Here is a 16,749-nt window from a genome sequence, read left to right on the forward strand (position 1 = left end):
TGGGGGGTATCTTCCCGCACGGAACCATCCCCCTCGGGGCTTCGCTAAACCTCGATATCGAACACGAGCAACCCTTTGACCCCGCCCTCGAGCGCTGCCACCAGCCGCGCCCCGGCCTCCTTGTGCTTGCCGTCCACCAGGTACGCGTCACGCGCCGCCGCATCCGGAAAGTCCATGGTGAAACCATCCACAAACCCCTGGTGCAGGCCCTCCGGCGAGAGGTTCGGCCCGTAGCTCATCTGGTCGATCTTGAGATGCACGCCGAGCGCAGCGAGCTGCTCGTAGATGGACTGCTTCTCCTTGTCGGAAACGTCGGAGCGGAACTTCAGGAACACGCAGTGCCGGATGGTCATCAGTAGGTCGTCCGGCCGCCCGAGAGATCGAATACCGAGGCGGTGGTGAAGCTGTTCTCTTTGCTCACCAGCCACGCCACCATATTGGCCAGTTCATCCACCTCGAGGAAGCGCCCGCGCGGAATGCGGCTCAGCATGTACTCGATGAACTCCTTGGTGACTTCCTTGAGGATGGCGGTATTGGCCACCGCCGGTGTAATGGCGTTGACCGCGATATCGTATTTGGCGACTTCCTTGCCGAGCGCCTTCACCAGCCCGAGCACGCCGGATTTCGACGCCGCATAGGCGGCGGCATTGGGGTTGCCCTCCTTGCCGGCCACCGACGAGATGTTGACGATGCGGCCATAGTTGCGCGCCTTCATCGACGGGATCACCACCCGGTTGACGTAGAACGTGCCGTTGAGGTTGATCTCGATGACGCGCCGCCATTCATCGAGCCCATACTCGTCGAGCGGTGCGTTCTTGCCGGCAATCCCCGCCGAGTTGAGCAGGATCGACACCGGCCCGATCGCTTTCTCCACTGCGGCATGGGCAGCGGCGAGTCCATCATAGTCGGTGATGTCGACGGTCTGGCTCGACGCGCCGTCGCCAAGCAGCCCGACTGCCACCTTGAGGGCCTCGGCATCGCGGTCCCACAGGCTGACCATGGCGCCCGAGGCGATGAAGCGCTTGGCGCAGGCCAGCCCGAAGCCCGAGGCGCCGCCGGTGATCACCGCCACCTGGCCGTTGAGATCGATCTGATTCACTTCTGTTCCCTCGCTGCCGGTTTTTCCGGCTGTTTCCTCAACACCACGGCTAACATGTTAGTTGGAGCGAAGCCAGTCGCCGTGCGGGTGTCGGCCTTGTGACGATCAAGGTGATTGCCGGGCAAGCCGCTGTCGTGTGAGGATTATTCAGGGCCGGTAGCACGAGAGCAGGGGGCTGCGCTCGGCCGGCCGCTGCGAGGCATGACGCGCCATGGCCTATAAACCCTTCGATGCCGATGCGCTGATCGATGCTGCAGCGCCACTGCTGCAGCTGCGCATTGCGCCCGAGCATCGCGCCGGCATCAAGCTCAACCTGAAGACCGCCTCAAAGATGGCGGCCGTGGTCGAACAGATCAGGCTCGACGACGACGCCGAGCCGGCGCCGGTCTACCGCGCATGAAGGCGAGCGCCGACGCCACCGAGATCGTCGAGGCGGTCAAATCCGGCCAGGTCACGGCGCGCGCCGTCACCGAGGCGGCGCTCGCGCGCATCGAACGGCACAACCCGATGCTCGGCGCCTTCACCGACGTGACGGCGGAACGGGCGCTGGAGCAGGCCGAGCTGGTCGACAGCAAGATCAGGAACGCCATGGACCCCGGCCCGCTGGCGGGCGTGCCGTTCGCGGCCAAGAACCTCTACGATATCAAAGGCATCCCGACCCGCGCCGGCTCGAAGATCAACCGCGACAACCCGCCGGCGGCGCGCGACGCGACGCTGGTGAGCCGGATGGAAGCGGCTGGCGCGGTGCTGCTCGGCGGCCTCAACATGGACGAGTACGCCTACGGCTTTACCGGCGAGAACGCTCATGACGGCCCGTCACGCAACCCGCACGGGCTCGACCGGATGACCGGCGGTTCTTCCGCCGGGCCCGCTGCCGCGGTGGCCGGCGGGCTGGTGCCGCTGAGCCTCGGCTCCGACACCAATGGCTCGATCCGCGTGCCGGCCTCGTTCTGCGGCTTGTTCGGCCTGAAGCCGACTTATGGCCGGCTAAGTCGAGCTCACAGCTTTCCCTTTGTTTCGAGCCTCGATCATCTCGGGCCGCTCGCCCGGTCCACCCGTGATCTGGCTTTGGCCTATGATGCGATGCAGGGTTTTGACGAGGCCGATCCGGCCCAGACCAAGCGGGTCAACGAGCTGACCTTCGCGCGGCTGAAGCATCCTATCCCCGGGCTGCGCATCGCCGTCGCCGGCGACTATTTCCTCGGCGCGCCCGAAGTGCAGGCAGAGGTGCAGAAGGTGGCCAAGGCGCTCGAGGTGACCAAGACCGTCACCCTGCCCGACGCACAGGCGGCCCGTGCCGCCGCCTTTCTCATCACCATGGCCGAGGGAGCGACGTTGCATCTCGAGCGGCTACGGGAGCGGCCCGACGATTTCGATCCCGAAGTGCGCGACCGCCTGCTCGCCGGGACCATGCTGCCTGCTGTCTGGGTGGAGCGGGCGCAGAAGCTGCGCCGGGTGTTTCGCGACCGCGTGTTGAAGCTGTTCGACGGCGTCGATGCCATCCTCGCCCCGGCAACGCCGATGAAGGCGCCGCTGCTCGGCCAGAAGACCGCGATGTTCGGTGGCGTCGAGCTGCCGGTCCGCCCAAATCTCGGCATCTTCACCCAGCCGATCTCGTTCATCGGCTTGCCGGTGGTGACGGTGCCGATGTGGCAGGACGGCGAGGACCTGCCAATCGGCGTCCAGGTGATCGCCGCGCCGTGGCGCGAGGACGTGTGCTTGCGGATCGCCCACCAGCTGGAAACGGCGGGCGTGTGCAAGGCCCCGGTGGCGCAGGGGTTTGCGGACTGACGAAGCCGGATCGACGCCGGCGCGGGCGGCCCCCCAACCCTGTCCCCTCCCCGCAAGGGGGAGGGAGACGTCAACCTCGATACCAGTGGGAGGGTCTCCCTCCCCATTCTTAGGGGGAGGGGGCAGGGGTGGGGGTCAGCCCGCGCCGGCCTATCGGTTCTGCCCGGCCCTTAAGCCGTCCAGCCGCCGTCGATGATCTGCACCTGGCCCGTCGTATACGTGGCCCCTGCCAGATACACTGCGAGGTCGGCGACCTCTTCCGGCTGGCCGATGCGGCCGATCGGCTGGCGGGCGATGAAGGCTTTCTTCGCCGCTTCGAAATCGCCGGTGGCGTGCCAGCGCTCGTGCAGCGACGGTGATTCCACCGTGCCCGGGCAGATGGCGTTCACCCGGATGCCCTTGTCGGTATAGTCGGCGGCCATCGACTTGGTGAGCCCGACCACGGCGGCCTTCGAAATGGTGTAGGCGGCGCGGTTCGGCACCGCGGTCACCGACGAGGCGACGGTCGCCATGTTGATGATGCAGCCGTCCTTGCGCTCCAGCATCTGCGGCAGCACCGCCTTGATGGCGCGGATCTGCGCCCAGACGTTGAGATCGAAGGCGAACTCCAGGTCCTTGTCGGGCATCTCGAGCACGGTGCCCGACTGCACCACGCCGGCGCAGTTGAACAGGATGTCGATGCGGCCGATCTCGGCCACCGCCTTGTTCACTTCCTCGGTGCTCAAGACGTTGAGCACCCGGGTGGTGACGCCGGGGGTACCGTCGAGCTCTTTCAGCTTTGCCGCATTGATGTCGGTGGCGATCACCTTGGCGCCGGCCTTGACGAAGGCATGCACCGAGGCAAGGCCGATGCCCTGTGCCGCGGCGGTGATGAGAACGATCTTGCCGCTGATATCGGCCATGGGGTTGCTCCTGTGCTTACTTGACCGCGCGTTCGAGCGCGGCGGTGACCCATTTGTTGAGACTGACGCCTTCGCGGCTGGCCGCGGTCGAGACGGCCTTGTGCAAAGCCGGTTCGGCGCGCACGACGAACTGGCCGGAGAATGGCTTCTCCGGCTCTTCGCCGCGCGACCGGCAGAATTCGAGATAGTCTTCGACGGACTCGGCGAGCGCTTGTTTCAGCTCCGCCGCCGAGCTGCCCTGGAAAGTGATGACGTCGCGCAAGTTGATGACTTCGCCGTGGAACAGCTCGGCGTTCTCGTCGAGATAGAGTGACGCTGCGTAACCGTCATAGTGCATCGAGACCGAAGGGCTCATTCGCCGCCCCACTCACCGGTGTCATCCCAGCGAAAGCTGGGACCCATGCCGCCACCTGCGCCAGCCGCGAGTTGGGTCCCTGCTTTCGCAGGGATGACATCGTGGTTGGGAGACGTAGAGGCCATGCCCTGACACCTACAAGTGGATCGAATGCGAGCCTTCGACGGTCATCCGTTCGATGGCGTCGAAATCCCAGGCGATGCCCAGCCCCGGCTTCGACGAGGGGATGGCCTTACCATCCCGGATGGTCATCCGTTCAGTCGTCAATTGGTCTAGCTGCGGGATGTATTCGACCCACCGGCCATTGGGGATGGCGGCGCACAAGCCCACATGCAGTTCCATCAGGAAGTGCGGGCACACCGCGATGTTGAACGCCTCCGCCATGTGCGCGACCTTCAGCCATGGGGTGATGCCGCCGACCCGGCCGACATCGACCTGGATGATCGAGCAGGCATGGCGCTCGAGATACTCGCGGAAATGCATCGCCGAATAGAGGCTCTCGCCGATGGCGATGGGGATCGAGGTGTGCTCGACGAGCCGGGTATGGCCGGAAATATCCTCGGCGGTCAGCGGCTCCTCGAACCAGCCGATATCGAGCGGCTCATAGGCGCGGGCCCGGCGGATCGCCTCGTCGACGTTGAAGCGCTGGTTGGCATCGGTGAAGATCTCGAAGCCCGGCCCGACCGCCTCGCGTACCGCGGCGATGCGGTGCACGTCCTCATGGATCGGCCGGCCGACCTTGAGCTTGCAGCCGCCGAACCCGTCCGCCTTGGCGCGCAGCGCGTCCTCGATCAGCGCCGCCTCTTCGAGATGCAGCCAGCCGCCTTCGGTGGTGTAGAGTGGAATGGCGTCCTGGGCTCCGCCGGCAAGGAGATGCAGCGGCAGCCCGAGCTTGCGCGCCTGCAAATCCCACAACGCCGTATCGATGGCGGCCAGCGCAATCGAGGTGATGGCGCCAGTGGTGGTGGCGTGGGTGAGAAACAGCAGGTCGCGCCAGAGCTTCTCGATCTCGTTGGCCTCGCGGCCGACAATGGCGGGGACTAGGGTACGCTTCAACAGCTCGATCACCGAGTGGCCGCCGGTGCCGATGGTGTAGCTGTAGCCGGTGCCGGTCACCCCGTCCGCATCGGTGATGCGGACGATCGGGGTCTCCTGCGACACGAAGGATTGGATGGCGTCGACCCGCTTCACCTTGGGTTTGAGGTCGACCATCAGCACTTCGACCCGCGCGATCCGCGCCATGGCTTCCTCCCGAGGCGATGCGCACACCGGCTGTTTCCGGCTTGTTGTGCATATGTGAAAAGACTATTCGTGAGTAAGCACGTGAGGTTTGCGGCGTCAATTGCGCCGAAGGGGGAGGGCGCATGGTTCAGGTCGACGATCTGGAGAAGTATCGCGCCCCGGCCCTCGACAAGGGATTGGATATTCTCGAACTCCTGGCGGCCACCGAGGAGAGCCTGAGCCAGGCCGAGATCGCCAAGGCGCTGGACCGCTCGCCCAACGAGATCTATCGCATGCTGGATCGCCTGGTGCGCCGCGGCTTCGTGCGCCGCACCTCGGCGGATCGCTACGAGGTGACGCTGAAACTGTTCGAGCTGGCGCATGCCCGCCCGCCACTGCAGCGGCTGCTGAGCCAGGCGATGCCGGTGATGCGGCGCTTCGCCCGCGACGCGCAGCAGGCCTGTCATCTCGCCATCTATGACCGCGGCAACCTGGTGGTGGCGGCGCAGGTCGATGGGCCGGGTTACTGGAACGTCTCGGTGCGGGTCGGCTCGCGCATCAGCCTGATCAATACCGGCTCGGGCCACGTGCTGCTGGCATTCGCCGCGGCCGACGAACGGCGGCTGATGCTGGAAGAGCAGGATCAGCCCGAGCAGCTGACCCCCGCGCTGGAAGAACGGCTGACCCGGGTACGCCAGCAGGGTTTTGAGAACATGCAGAGCCTGCAGATCGCAGGGGTGAACAACCTGTCGGTGCCGATCCTCGGGCCGATGGGCCGGGTGCTGGCGGTGTTCACCTGCCCCTATTCGGAGCGGCTGGACGTCAAGACCGCACCGGGGTGTGATGCGGCCCTCCAACAGCTGATCGCCTGCGGCCAGGAAATTTCGCAGCGACGAGGATGAGTATCTGGCGTGCCCAGCAAGAAGGCAGTCGGCAGTCGGCAGTAGTAGCAGGACGCTTTCTCACCGGGCAGAAACTCGACTGCCGACTGCCGACTGCCGACTGCCGACCCGCGGAAAACAATCAGAACTTGAGGAGAACTATCCGATGAAACGTTATGGGGCGGTGCTGGGGCTGAAGCCCGAGGCGGTGGCCGATTATGTGCGGGTGCACGCCGCGGTGTGGCCGGATGTGCTGAAGCAGATCAGGAACTCCAACATCCGCAACTACTCGATCTTCCTGAAGCAGCCGGAAAACCTGCTGTTCTCGTATTTCGAGTATGTCGGCACCGATTACGCCGCCGACATGGCGGCGATGGCTGCCGATCCGGTGACGCAGGAATGGTGGTCGGTCTGCATGCCGATGCAGTCGCCGCTCGAAACCCGCAAGGACGGCGAATGGTGGGCCTCGATCGACGAGGTGTTCCATACCGATTGAGGCGCCCCCGCGATGAAGCTGAAGCTCGCCTTCGCCTATGATCCACAGTTCACCGAGCACGTGTTCGCGGCCGAGCAACTGGGCCGGCTCGCCGGTCTCTGCGAGGTGCTGCGGGTTGAACCGCTGTTGGAGCTGAACTCGCCTGAGGCGCGAGCCGTGCTGGCCGAGACCGAGGTTCTCGTTACCGGCTGGGGCCCGCCGCAGCTCGACGCGACAACGCTGGTGGCAGCGCCGCACCTCAAGCTGATCGCCCACTCGGCCGGCTCGATCAAATACTTCATCGCCCCCGAGGTAGTGGAGCGCATCGCCGTGACCTCGGCGGTGGCCGCCAACGCGGTGCCGGTGGCCGAGTTCACCGTTGCGGCGATCCTGTTCGCCAACAAGGGCGTGCTGGCTTTCCGCGATATCTACCGGCGTGAGAAGCGGCACCTGCGTTCGCACCCGCTGATGTCCTCGGAACTCGGCAATTATCGCAAGACCGTCGGCATTATCGGGGCCTCACGCATCGGGCTCAAAACCATCGAGCTGTTGGCGCCCTACGATTTCGAGCTGCTGCTGACTTCGGCCAGCACCACCCCGCGACAGGCCGCGGCGCTTGGCGTCGAACTGGTCGGGCTCGACGAACTCATGGCCCGCTCGGACGTCGCGTCGCTGCATGCCCCGGCGCTGCCCTCGACGCGAAACATGATCGATGCCCGTCGGCTGGCGCTGCTGCGCGATGGCGCCACTTTCATCAACACGGCCCGCGGCAGCATCGTCGACCAGGATGCCTTGGTCCGTGAACTGGTCTCGGGGCGGCTCAACGCGGTGATCGACGTCACCGAGCCCGAAGTGTTGCCGGCCGACTCGCCGCTCTACGATTTGCCCAACGTGCTGCTGACCCCGCACATCGCCGGCGCCATCGGCACCGAGCGCGAACGGCTCGGTACACTCGTCGTCGATGAGGTCGAACGCTTCGTCCGCGGCGAGCCGCTGCTTCATCGGGTGCCGCATGCGTTGCTGGGACAATTGGCCTGAGCTTGGTTTGACTGTACCGAACTTCCTGATACAAACGCCCTTCAGCGTTTGGGAGCGTAACCATTCATGAGCCGTAACTTCCTGCTCATCGACCCCGAGGAGAGGCCGGAGGTGCTGAAGGCACTTGCCTCCGAAGTGCGTGTCGCCATCCTCAAGCTGCTGCACGTGCAGGGGGCGATGAATGTCAACGACATCGCCGCCAAGCTTGGGCAGCCGCAATCGACCGTCAGTTCGAACATGCAGACCCTGGTGGAAGCCGGGCTGGTGCGCACCGAGACGCAGAAGGCCCGCAAGGGCAACCAGAAGATCTGCCACAGCCTGTTCGATGAAGTGCTGGTGATGTTCAAGGAGGACATCCGCCCGCTGAAGGCCAACGCCATTGAGGTGGCAATGCCGCTCGGGCTCTATACCAGCTGCGAAGTCTCGGCGCCCTGCGGCCTTTGCTCGATCGAGGGGATCATCGGGCTGCTCGACGTGCCCGACACATTCCTTGATCCCGACCGCATGAAGACCGGCCTGATCTGGTTTACCCGCGGCTATGTCGAATACCAGTTTCCCAACAATGCGCGGCTGGCACAGCAGAAGATCACCTCGATGGAATTCAGCTTCGAGCTGAGTTCGGAAGTGCCGGGCACCAGTGCCGACTGGCCCTCCGACATCACCGTCGGGGTCAATGGCCAGGATATCGGCACCTGGACCTCGCCTGGCGATTTCGGCGACAAGCGGGGCGTCTACACCCCGGATTGGTGGAAGCTGAAGGGCAGCCAGTACGGCAAGCTGAAGAGCTTCCGCGTCAATGGCAGCGGCACCTATGTCGACGGCGTGAAGATCTCGCCGGTCTCGCTGAAGGACCTCGACCTCGACACCCACCACTCCATCCGGCTCCGGATCGGGGTCAAGGAGGACGCCAAGCACCCGGGCGGCATCAACATTTTCGGGCGCGGCTTCGGCAATTACGACCAGGACATCGTGCTTCGCATCGAGACGGAGTGAAGCGAGGAGCGAATGGTGAATAGTGAATGGTGAATGGATTTCGCGGCTGCGCATCCTCCGCCCACCATCCACCACTCACCATTCACCATCTCCTCCACTTGACGCGCCGCGACCGGTTCCATATCAAGCTACGCGATATAAATCACCAAAGCTGGTGACATGGAGGAGCGGATGCGGGCGACGGTAACGGCGCACAAGGACTATACCATCTCGAAGATCGACGACCGGGTGTACGGGGCCTTCCTCGAGCACCTCGGGCGCGCCATCTATACCGGCATCTACGAGCCCGGCCACGCCACTGCCGACAAGAACGGCATGCGCGGCGACGTCGCCCAGCTGGTGCGCGAACTCAAGGTGCCGATGGTCCGCTATCCCGGCGGCAACTTCGTCTCCGCCTATAACTGGGAAGATGGCGTTGGCCCGCGTGAGCAGCGCCCGACCCGGCTCGATCTCGCCTGGCACACTTCGGACAGCAACGCGGTAGGTGTCCACGAATTCGCCGACTGGTGCGATCTGGTCGATACCGAAATGATGCTCGCCATCAACCTCGGCTCGCGCGGTCTCGACGATGCCCGCAACTTCCTCGAATACGTCAACGGCCCGACCGGTTCGTACTGGGGTGACCTGCGCAAGAAGAACGGTCGCGCCGATCCGTTCAACGTCAAGCTCTGGTGCCTCGGCAACGAGATGGATGGTCCCTGGCAGGTCGGTCACAAGACCGCGCACGAGTATGGCCGGCTGGCCAACGAAGTGGCCAAGACCATGCGCGCCTTCGACAAGAAGCTCGAGCTGATCGTCTGCGGTTCGTCGCATTCGAACATGCCGACCTATCCCGATTGGGAACGCGAGGTGCTCGAGCATACCTACGACAACGTCGACCACATCTCGCTGCACATGTACTTCGCCAACCGCGAAAACGAGCGGGCGTTGGCCGAAGGCGGCACGGCCGACGTGCTGGCCAAAAACACCGCCAACTATCTGGCGCTCAACGAAAAGCTCGACCGCTACATCGCCACGGTCGCGTCGACCATCAACTTCGTGAAGTCGAAGAACCGTTCCAAGCACAACGTCTACATCAGCTTCGACGAGTGGAACGTCTGGTACCACTCCAACAAGCAGGATCGGAAGATCCTCGACGGCAATGACGGCTGGCCGCATGCGCCGCGGCTGCTCGAAGACATCTACAACTTCGAGGACGTGCTGCAGGTCGGGCTGATCCTCAACACCTTCATCCGCCGTTCCGACGTGGTGAAGCTCGCATGTATCGCGCAGCTGGTGAACGTCATCGCCCCGATCATGACCGACCCCAAGGGGCAGGCCTGGCGGCAGACGATCTACTATCCGTACTATTTCGCCTCGGTCTACGGCCGCGGCACGGCGCTGCAGCTGGCGATCAACACCCCCGGCTATGATGCAGAGCATGGCGACAACATCGGCTATGTCGACGTCTCGGGCGTCTACAACGAAGAGGATGGTACCATCAGCTTCTTCGCCGTGAACCGCCACGCCACCGAAGCCATCGATGTCGAGCTGAGCCTCGAAGGATTTGGTGCGGCGACGGTCATCGACCACCAGGTCATGACGCACGCGAACCTGCGCGCCGTAAACACCGCCACCGAGCAGACCAACGTCGCCCCGTCGAAGGGCACCGGCGCCAAGGTCGACGGCAAGCTGCTGAGCGTCAAGCTCCAGCCCTACTCGTACCAGATGATCCGCGTGAAGGTCTGATCGGCTCAGAGGTTCCTTCTGGCGCCGGCGCGGGCTGACCTCCACCCCTGTCCCCTCCCCCTTGCGGGGAGGGATCAAGGGTGGGGGGCCACAGCCACCGGCGTCTCAACTCGGGACCAGCCTTTACCCCCATCCGCAAAGCATGGTTGTGTCCGCCCGCTGCCGTGAGGACCCGACGTGCCGAAATTCTCCGCCAACCTCTCCTTTCTCTACCCCGACCTGCCCTTCCTCGACCGCTTCGCCGCCGCGGCCGCCGACGGCTTTGGCGCGGTCGAGTATGCAGTGCCCTATGTTGCAGAGGCCCAGACGTTGGCGTCGCGCAATGCCGAGCACGGCCTCGAGCAGGCGCTGTTCAATATGCCGGCCGGCGATTGGGATGGCGGCGAGCGCGGCATTGCCTGTCACCCCGATCGGGTCGATGAGTTTCGAGCCGGAGTGGACGTCGCGCTCCGCTATGCCGAGGTTCTCGGCTGCCGCAAGGTCAATTGCCTCGCCGGCATCGCACCGCCGGGCGTTGCGCCCGAATTGCTGGAAGCGACCCTGGTCGCTAACCTCCAATATGCCGCACCACGCTTCGCTGCGGCAGGCGTCAACCTGCTGATCGAGCCGATCAACCCGCGCGACATCCCGGGCTTCCATCTCAACACCGTGCGTCATGCCGAACGGCTGCTTGCCGCAGTCGGCTCGGACAACCTCAAGATCCAGTACGACCTCTACCACCAGCAGATTACTGCCGGTGACCTGGTCCCGACCTACGAGCGGCTCCGGCACCGGATCGGCCATATCCAGATCGCCGATACGCCGGGCCGGCATGAGCCGGGTACCGGCGAGATCAACTATGGCTTCGTCCTCAGCGAACTCGATCGGCTCGGCTACGAAGGCTGGGTCGGCTGCGAGTATCGACCGCTCGCCGGCTCCGGCGCCGGCCTCGGCTGGATGGCTGCGTTCCGCTAGAGCGCCTTCAGGACAAGCTGCAGACTTTGCGCGACTGAGCCAAAGTCGTCTGGCCGATGCCCCGAGTTGCCGCACCGGCTCCCCGTATTGCCCCGGCTTGCCCCGAGTGACCAGCTACGCCTTGGCTGCACTGCCGCCTAGCCTCGCTCCGATCGGTCGGGGTGATTGGCATGCAGGTTTTCCGGAGGCGCGCGTTCGCCGCGGCGCTGTTGCTGGGTGTGGCTCAACCGGCGGCGTGGGCCGCTGATCTGGACATTGCGGCGACCACCACGACCGGCGTGGACCTCAACCTCTATGCCGGCACCACCGTCGATATCCTCTCCGGCGTCTCGGTCAGCAACACCCTGGGCGGGCCGACGATAAGCGGCACCGGCACCTGGACGCTCGGCAACCATGGCAGCGTCAGCGGCCAGATCAAGCTCGACGGCGCCGGATCGCTGGTCAGCAATTCCGGGCTCCTGACCGGCGGCAACGCCATCACGCTGGTCAACGGCGGCACCGTCATCAATGAGCTGGGCGCCACCATCAATGCCTCGAGCAGCGCCATCAGCATCGGCAAGTTCCCGAGCGGCGGCAACCCGGGCGTCGGCCCTGGCGTGGTCAGCAATTCCGGCACCATCACCCAGGTGGTTTCCGGCGGCGACCTGGTGTTGCTGCAGTTCGGCGGTTCGGTGACCAATACCGCAACCGGCGTCATCACCGGCGACAGCTCCGGCAATGCCGTGTCGATCGGACAAGGCACCGAGCGCACCGTTATCAACTCGGGCTCGATCATCAACACGCGGGTGACCGGTTTCTCCACCGGGGTGTTCGTGCAGGGTGGCCCGAGCACCATCACCAACAATGCCGGGGCGGTGATCAAGGGCGGCTATAACGGCGTCTATGCCAGTGCCACCGGCGTGCTGACCTTCACCAATGCCGGCACCATCGAGTCGACCGGCAGCAATGCCAGCTCCAAGGCGGTGGAGGCGACCGGTGGCGGCACCTTCCTCAATTCCGGCACCATCCGGTCGGCGGCGGGCGACGGGCTCTACCTCAACGCCGCCGGCACCGTGACCAACTCGGGCACTATCACCGGCGCGGTGAACGCCATCAACTTCAACGGCAGCAGCACGCGAACCCTGATGCTCGATACCGGCTCGGTGCTCAACGGGCTGGTGAAGGGCGGCACCGGCACCGACAACCTGATCCTCCTCGGCGCCGGCAGCGAGAGCGTCGCCAGATTCCTCAACTTCGAGACCCTGTCGATGCAGGGCAGCGCCTGGGCGCTGAACGACGCGGGCGGCTTTTCGACCAGCGCCGAGGTCCAGGCCGGGGTGTTGACCATCGCGGGTACGCTCACCAGCCCGGCCATCGATATCCGCGCGCTGGGGACCGTCAGAGGCACCGGCACGCTCGCCGGCGCGGTGAACAATGCCGGCACGATCGACCTGACCGCCGGCACCCTGCATGTCTCCGGCGCCTATGCCAATGGCGGCACCGGCGTCCTGCAGGTCGGAGTGACACCCGTCGCCGCCACCGGCGCGCTGGCCGTATCGGGCGTCGCGACCCTCAGCGGCGGCACCGTTCGCGCCCTGACCGCGCCGGGCGTCTACACCGTGGGCAGCGGCTACAAGGTGCTCACCGCGGCCAGCGTTCTCGGCGGCTTCGGCGGCGTGGTCGACGACTCCGCCTTCCTCCAGTTCGTGCTCGACTACGACACACCCGGCGTGGTGTGGCTGCGCGTTTCGGCGATCGCCAACCTCCCGGCGATCGCCGAGACGCCAAACCAGTTCGCCACCGCCACGGCCCTGCAGGCGCTGCCCTCGAGCCCGCTGTTCGATGCCGTGGTGCCGTTGAACACCGCCGCTGCACTCGAGGCCTTCGACGACCTCTCGGGCGAGGTGCACGCCTCGCTGCTGCGCGTCCTCGCCGATGCCAGCCGGAACCCGCGCGAGGCTGCCTTCGATCGCGTCGACGCGGCATTCGCAGCGCTTGCCGAGGGCCAGGTCGGCGCCCGCGACATCTGGGCTCGCGGGTACGGCGGGGCCGGCACTGTGAATGGCGACGGCAATGCCGCCGGCTTCGATTTCGGCTCCGGTGGCTTGCTGGTCGGCGTTGACGGCTTGGTGAGCCGCGAGCTGTTCCTCGGGGTGTTGGCGGGCAACGGTGGCGTTGCCGTCGACCTGCCGGCGCGGGACTCCCGCGCCGAAGCGACCAGCTACCAAATAGGCCTCTATGGCGGCGCAGCGCTGGGCGAGGTGCGACTGGCTTTCGGCGCGGCTTTGGCCTCCAGCCAGGTGTCCGTGACCCGTACCCCGAGCTTCTCCGGTTTCAGCGAGACGGTGGTCGCGGACTACACCACCACGACCGCGCAACTGTTCGGCGAGCTCGGCTACGTGTTCGAGCTCAATGAGGTGACGCTGACGCCGTTTGCCCGCGCCGCGCTGCTTGGCCAGTCGGGCGGACGCTACGCCGAGAGCGGAGGCGACGCGGTCCTCAGCGGCGCTTCTGATGCTATCGGCGCGGCAGTGTTGACGGCCGGCCTCAAGGTGGCGCGCCGCTTCGTGCTTGGCGATGGCCTGGTGGTCGCGGCGCGCGGCAGTATCGCACTTGAGCACACAACCGGGGACCAGCCGACCGCCACGCACAGTTTTGCAGGCGGCACGCCGTTCACGTTGAGCGGCGCCAAACTCGGTGACACGGCACTCCTGCTCGGAGCCGGGCTCGGCACCGAGATGGCCCCGGGGGTGAACCTCGATCTCGGCTACCAGGGCCAGTTCGGCAGCGCGCAATCGGCCCAGGCTGTGAAGCTCACCCTGTCGGGGAAGCTCTAGCCCCGGTTTCTCCACCCACTCGGTGTCGTTTCCGCGAAAGCGGGAAGTTGGGGGATGCCGCCACACCTCCCGCCGTTGAGACATCGCACTGGGTCCCGGCTTCGCGGGGATGACGCAAAGTTACTGGATTTCACCGCTCCGACGCACCGCATCAGCGCGCTGACATCTCCCCAAACACCGGTGGTGGAGGTGAGGTCGCTGCATTAGCACAGCTTCGCAGTCAGTTTGTTTCTCTTTTGTTCCCGTGCTACAATCACATGAGAACAAGGAAACTTCCCATGGCCAATCGCGGCGGGAGCGCCGATCTGCCTTTGCATGGCGGACGGGTGCCGAAATGGCTGAGCGAGCGCATGGCGCGGCTCGGCGCGGTGATCTGCCAGGCCATCGTCATCGAATATGGCCGCGACGAGCTGTTGAGCCGGCTGGCGCATCCGTTCTGGTTTCAGTCGTTTGGCGCCGTGATGGGAATGGATTGGCACTCCTCCGGCATCACCACCAGCGTCATCGGCGCGCTGAAGGGCGGGCTCCGGCCACTCGAGCGCGAACTGGGCCTGCATGTCTGCGGCGGGCGCGGCCGGCACTCGCGCAAGACCCCGGACGAGCTGGTGGCGATCGGCAACCGGGTCGGCTTTGACGGCGCCGCCTTGGCCAAGGCCAGCCGGCTGGTGGCCAAGGTCGACAGCGCCGCGGTGCAGGACGGCTTCGAACTCTATCTCCACGGTTTCATCGTCGCCGATGATGGTCATTGGGTGGTGGTGCAGCAGGGAATGAAGGGTGATGCGAAAACCGCGCGGCGCTATCACTGGCGTTCCGAGGGCCTCAGGAGCTTCGTCGAGCAGCCGCATGCGGCGATCGAGGGCGCCGGGCAGGGGACGATCGTCAACCTGACCGATATCCGGGCGGCGCGCTCCCGCACCTCGCAGGTCGATATCCTCGGCGGCCTGGGACCGGATGCCATCGTGCGCGAGGTCGGCCGTATCGAGGGCATCGTCGAGCCGGCGCCGGTCGAGGATGATCAGCCGCTGCTGCCGCATCTGGTGATGCCGGAGCACCACGACATCCGCCCCAAGGACGTGATGCTGCGCCGCCTGCACGGCAGCCTCGCCGCCGCGGCCGATCGCGCGCCTGCCGATTTCACTGAACTGCTGCTGGTGCCGGGCGTCGGCGCGCGCACCGTCCGCGCCTTGGCGCAGGTGGCCGAAGTGGTGCACGGCGCGCCGCACCGCTTCGCCGATCCGGCCCGCTTCGCCATGGCACATGGCGGCAAGGACGGTCACCCCTTTCCGGTGCCGCTGAAAGTCTATGACGAGACCATCCGGGTGCTGAAATCGGCGGTCGGCAAGGCAAAACTCGGCCGCGACGAGGAACTCGATGCGATCCGGCGGCTCGACCGCCAAGCGCGCCAGCTCGAGGCCGGCGCCACCGGCCCCAGCTTTAACGAGTTCATCGCCGAGGAGCGACGCCGGGCCCCGGAATATGGCGGGCGTACGGTGTTCGACGATAGGCCGAGCCCCTATGCGCGTGCGAAGATGCGGGTATAGCCACCGCAACGGACCATCGAGCGGACGCCCCCGAGAGACCAGCATGTCGATCATCGATGATCAGTTCACCCTCGTCTCGGCCGAGCAGCGGCCGGACCTGATCCCGGCCTTCGCCGCATTGGCGGCGCCGGTCTGGCCGGCCTTCATCGACGGTGACCAGGCGATCACCGACTATTGGGAGCACCTCTTCGCTGCCGGCCTGTCCCGCTTCCAGTTCGTCGTGTTGCGCACCGGGCTCAGCGGAGCAGAACAGGTTGTGGCCACCTCCAACAGCATCCCCTTCGCCTGGGCGCAGCCCGAAGACGATGCGTCGCTGCCGGATCATGGCTGGGATGCGGTGCTCAGCGGCGGCGTGGAGGCGTTTATCGCCGGCCGGCGCGCCAACGCACTCTCGGCACTGTCGATCGTCCTGTCGCCCGAGCTGCGCGGTTCCGACCTGGCCGAGCGGCTGCTGCGCAACATGAAGGCTTGCGCCAGGGAGCACGGCTTGCAGGCGCTGGTGGCGCCGGTCCGTCCCACGCGGAAGCCGAGCTATCCGCTGACCTCGTTCGCCGACTATCTGGGCTGGACGACCGAGAGCGGTGCGCCGTTCGATCCCTGGGTGCGCAAGCACTGGCAACTCGGTGCCCACATCGTCAAGATCGCGCCCCGCTCGATGAGCGTGGCGGCGCCGCTGTCACAATGGACGGACTGGACCGGTCTCCGCTTTCCGGTCTCGGGACGCTACCACCTGCCGGGTAGCCTGGCGCCGTTCGTCGCCGACTGCTCTGCCGGAACCGGGCTGTACGAAGAGCCCAATGTCTGGATGCGGCATCCGCTGTAGTCGCGAACTACGGCGCCTCGTTCAGCGGCTCTGCTGCACGGCGACAAGGCGCCTCTGATGAAACCGGCGGTGCCCCTCGCGTCCCCTCGCCCCTCTGGGGAGAGGGTCAGGGTGAGGGGCGCCAAGCACACG

16 protein-coding genes are annotated in these 16,749 nt (G+C 65.7%); 11 read left to right on the forward strand and 5 right to left on the reverse strand.

Annotated features, from left to right (window positions below):
• Window positions 1–44: 44 nt before the first annotated feature.
• Window positions 45–353, reverse strand: coding sequence for a Dabb family protein (locus VGV07_RS12015; RefSeq protein WP_326868936.1), 309 nt, complete (start codon window positions 351–353; stop codon window positions 45–47).
• Window positions 353–1,099 (reverse strand): SDR family NAD(P)-dependent oxidoreductase, encoded by a 747-nt coding sequence (locus VGV07_RS12020; protein WP_326868937.1) that lies wholly within the window; start codon window positions 1,097–1,099, stop codon window positions 353–355. Before VGV07_RS12020 ends, VGV07_RS12015 begins: the two co-directional genes overlap by 1 nt.
• Window positions 1,100–1,310: 211 nt before the next feature.
• On the opposite strand from VGV07_RS12020, the gene VGV07_RS12025 reads away from it, so the two are divergent.
• The gene (locus VGV07_RS12025; protein ID WP_326868938.1) at window positions 1,311–1,499 is read left to right on the forward strand and encodes a DUF4089 domain-containing protein; all 189 of its coding nucleotides are present in this window, start codon (window positions 1,311–1,313) and stop codon (window positions 1,497–1,499) included.
• On the forward strand, window positions 1,496–2,890 hold the full coding sequence (locus VGV07_RS12030; protein ID WP_326868939.1) for an AtzE family amidohydrolase: 1,395 nt from the start codon (window positions 1,496–1,498) through the stop codon (window positions 2,888–2,890). Before VGV07_RS12025 ends, VGV07_RS12030 begins: the two co-directional genes overlap by 4 nt.
• A gap of 170 nt (window positions 2,891–3,060) precedes the next feature.
• Here the strand turns inward: VGV07_RS12030 and VGV07_RS12035 are convergent, their stop codons facing one another.
• From VGV07_RS12035 to VGV07_RS12045, 3 genes are all read right to left on the reverse strand, one after another.
• The gene (locus VGV07_RS12035; protein WP_326868940.1) at window positions 3,061–3,792 is read right to left on the reverse strand and encodes an SDR family oxidoreductase; all 732 of its coding nucleotides are present in this window, start codon (window positions 3,790–3,792) and stop codon (window positions 3,061–3,063) included.
• Between the two features lie 16 nt (window positions 3,793–3,808).
• Entirely contained in the window at window positions 3,809–4,147 is a 339-nt protein-coding gene (locus VGV07_RS12040) for a type II toxin-antitoxin system HicB family antitoxin (protein ID WP_326868941.1), read from the reverse strand.
• A 135-nt stretch (window positions 4,148–4,282) separates the two neighbouring features.
• Window positions 4,283–5,389, reverse strand: a complete 1,107-nt coding sequence (locus VGV07_RS12045; protein ID WP_326868942.1) for a mandelate racemase/muconate lactonizing enzyme family protein — start codon at window positions 5,387–5,389, stop codon at window positions 4,283–4,285.
• 122 nt (window positions 5,390–5,511) lie between these two features.
• Between VGV07_RS12045 and VGV07_RS12050 the strand changes: the two genes are divergently transcribed.
• The 9 genes from VGV07_RS12050 to VGV07_RS12090 all read left to right on the forward strand — a co-directional run bounded on the left by VGV07_RS12050 (window position 5,512) and on the right by VGV07_RS12090 (window position 16,617).
• On the forward strand, window positions 5,512–6,270 hold the full coding sequence (locus tag VGV07_RS12050) for an IclR family transcriptional regulator (protein ID WP_326868943.1): 759 nt from the start codon (window positions 5,512–5,514) through the stop codon (window positions 6,268–6,270).
• Window positions 6,271–6,415: 145 nt separating this feature from the next.
• Window positions 6,416–6,745, forward strand: coding sequence for an L-rhamnose mutarotase (locus VGV07_RS12055; RefSeq protein ID WP_055994716.1), 330 nt, complete (start codon window positions 6,416–6,418; stop codon window positions 6,743–6,745).
• A 12-nt stretch (window positions 6,746–6,757) separates the two neighbouring features.
• Window positions 6,758–7,762, forward strand: a complete 1,005-nt coding sequence (locus VGV07_RS12060) for a hydroxyacid dehydrogenase (protein ID WP_326868944.1) — start codon at window positions 6,758–6,760, stop codon at window positions 7,760–7,762.
• Between the two features lie 66 nt (window positions 7,763–7,828).
• Complete coding sequence (locus tag VGV07_RS12065; protein WP_326868945.1) at window positions 7,829–8,755, forward strand: metalloregulator ArsR/SmtB family transcription factor; 927 nt, start codon at window positions 7,829–7,831, stop codon at window positions 8,753–8,755.
• A 171-nt stretch (window positions 8,756–8,926) separates the two neighbouring features.
• On the forward strand, window positions 8,927–10,483 hold the full coding sequence (locus VGV07_RS12070; RefSeq protein ID WP_326868946.1) for an alpha-N-arabinofuranosidase: 1,557 nt from the start codon (window positions 8,927–8,929) through the stop codon (window positions 10,481–10,483).
• A gap of 177 nt (window positions 10,484–10,660) precedes the next feature.
• Window positions 10,661–11,437: a hydroxypyruvate isomerase gene (gene hyi / locus VGV07_RS12075; protein WP_326868947.1), complete on the forward strand. Its 777-nt coding sequence runs from the start codon at window positions 10,661–10,663 to the stop codon at window positions 11,435–11,437.
• A 170-nt stretch (window positions 11,438–11,607) separates the two neighbouring features.
• Window positions 11,608–14,253 carry an autotransporter outer membrane beta-barrel domain-containing protein gene (locus VGV07_RS12080; protein ID WP_326868948.1) on the forward strand — a complete coding sequence of 882 codons (2,646 nt, stop codon included), beginning with the start codon at window positions 11,608–11,610 and terminating at the stop codon, window positions 14,251–14,253.
• Between the two features lie 278 nt (window positions 14,254–14,531).
• Window positions 14,532–15,794, forward strand: coding sequence for a DUF763 domain-containing protein (locus VGV07_RS12085; RefSeq protein ID WP_326868949.1), 1,263 nt, complete (start codon window positions 14,532–14,534; stop codon window positions 15,792–15,794).
• A 43-nt stretch (window positions 15,795–15,837) separates the two neighbouring features.
• Window positions 15,838–16,617 (forward strand): hypothetical protein, encoded by a 780-nt coding sequence (locus VGV07_RS12090; RefSeq protein WP_326868950.1) that lies wholly within the window; start codon window positions 15,838–15,840, stop codon window positions 16,615–16,617.
• Window positions 16,618–16,749: the final 132 nt, after the last annotated feature.

The organism is Devosia sp., from assembly GCF_035944845.1.
Taxonomy (GTDB): domain Bacteria; phylum Pseudomonadota; class Alphaproteobacteria; order Rhizobiales; family Devosiaceae; genus Devosia_A.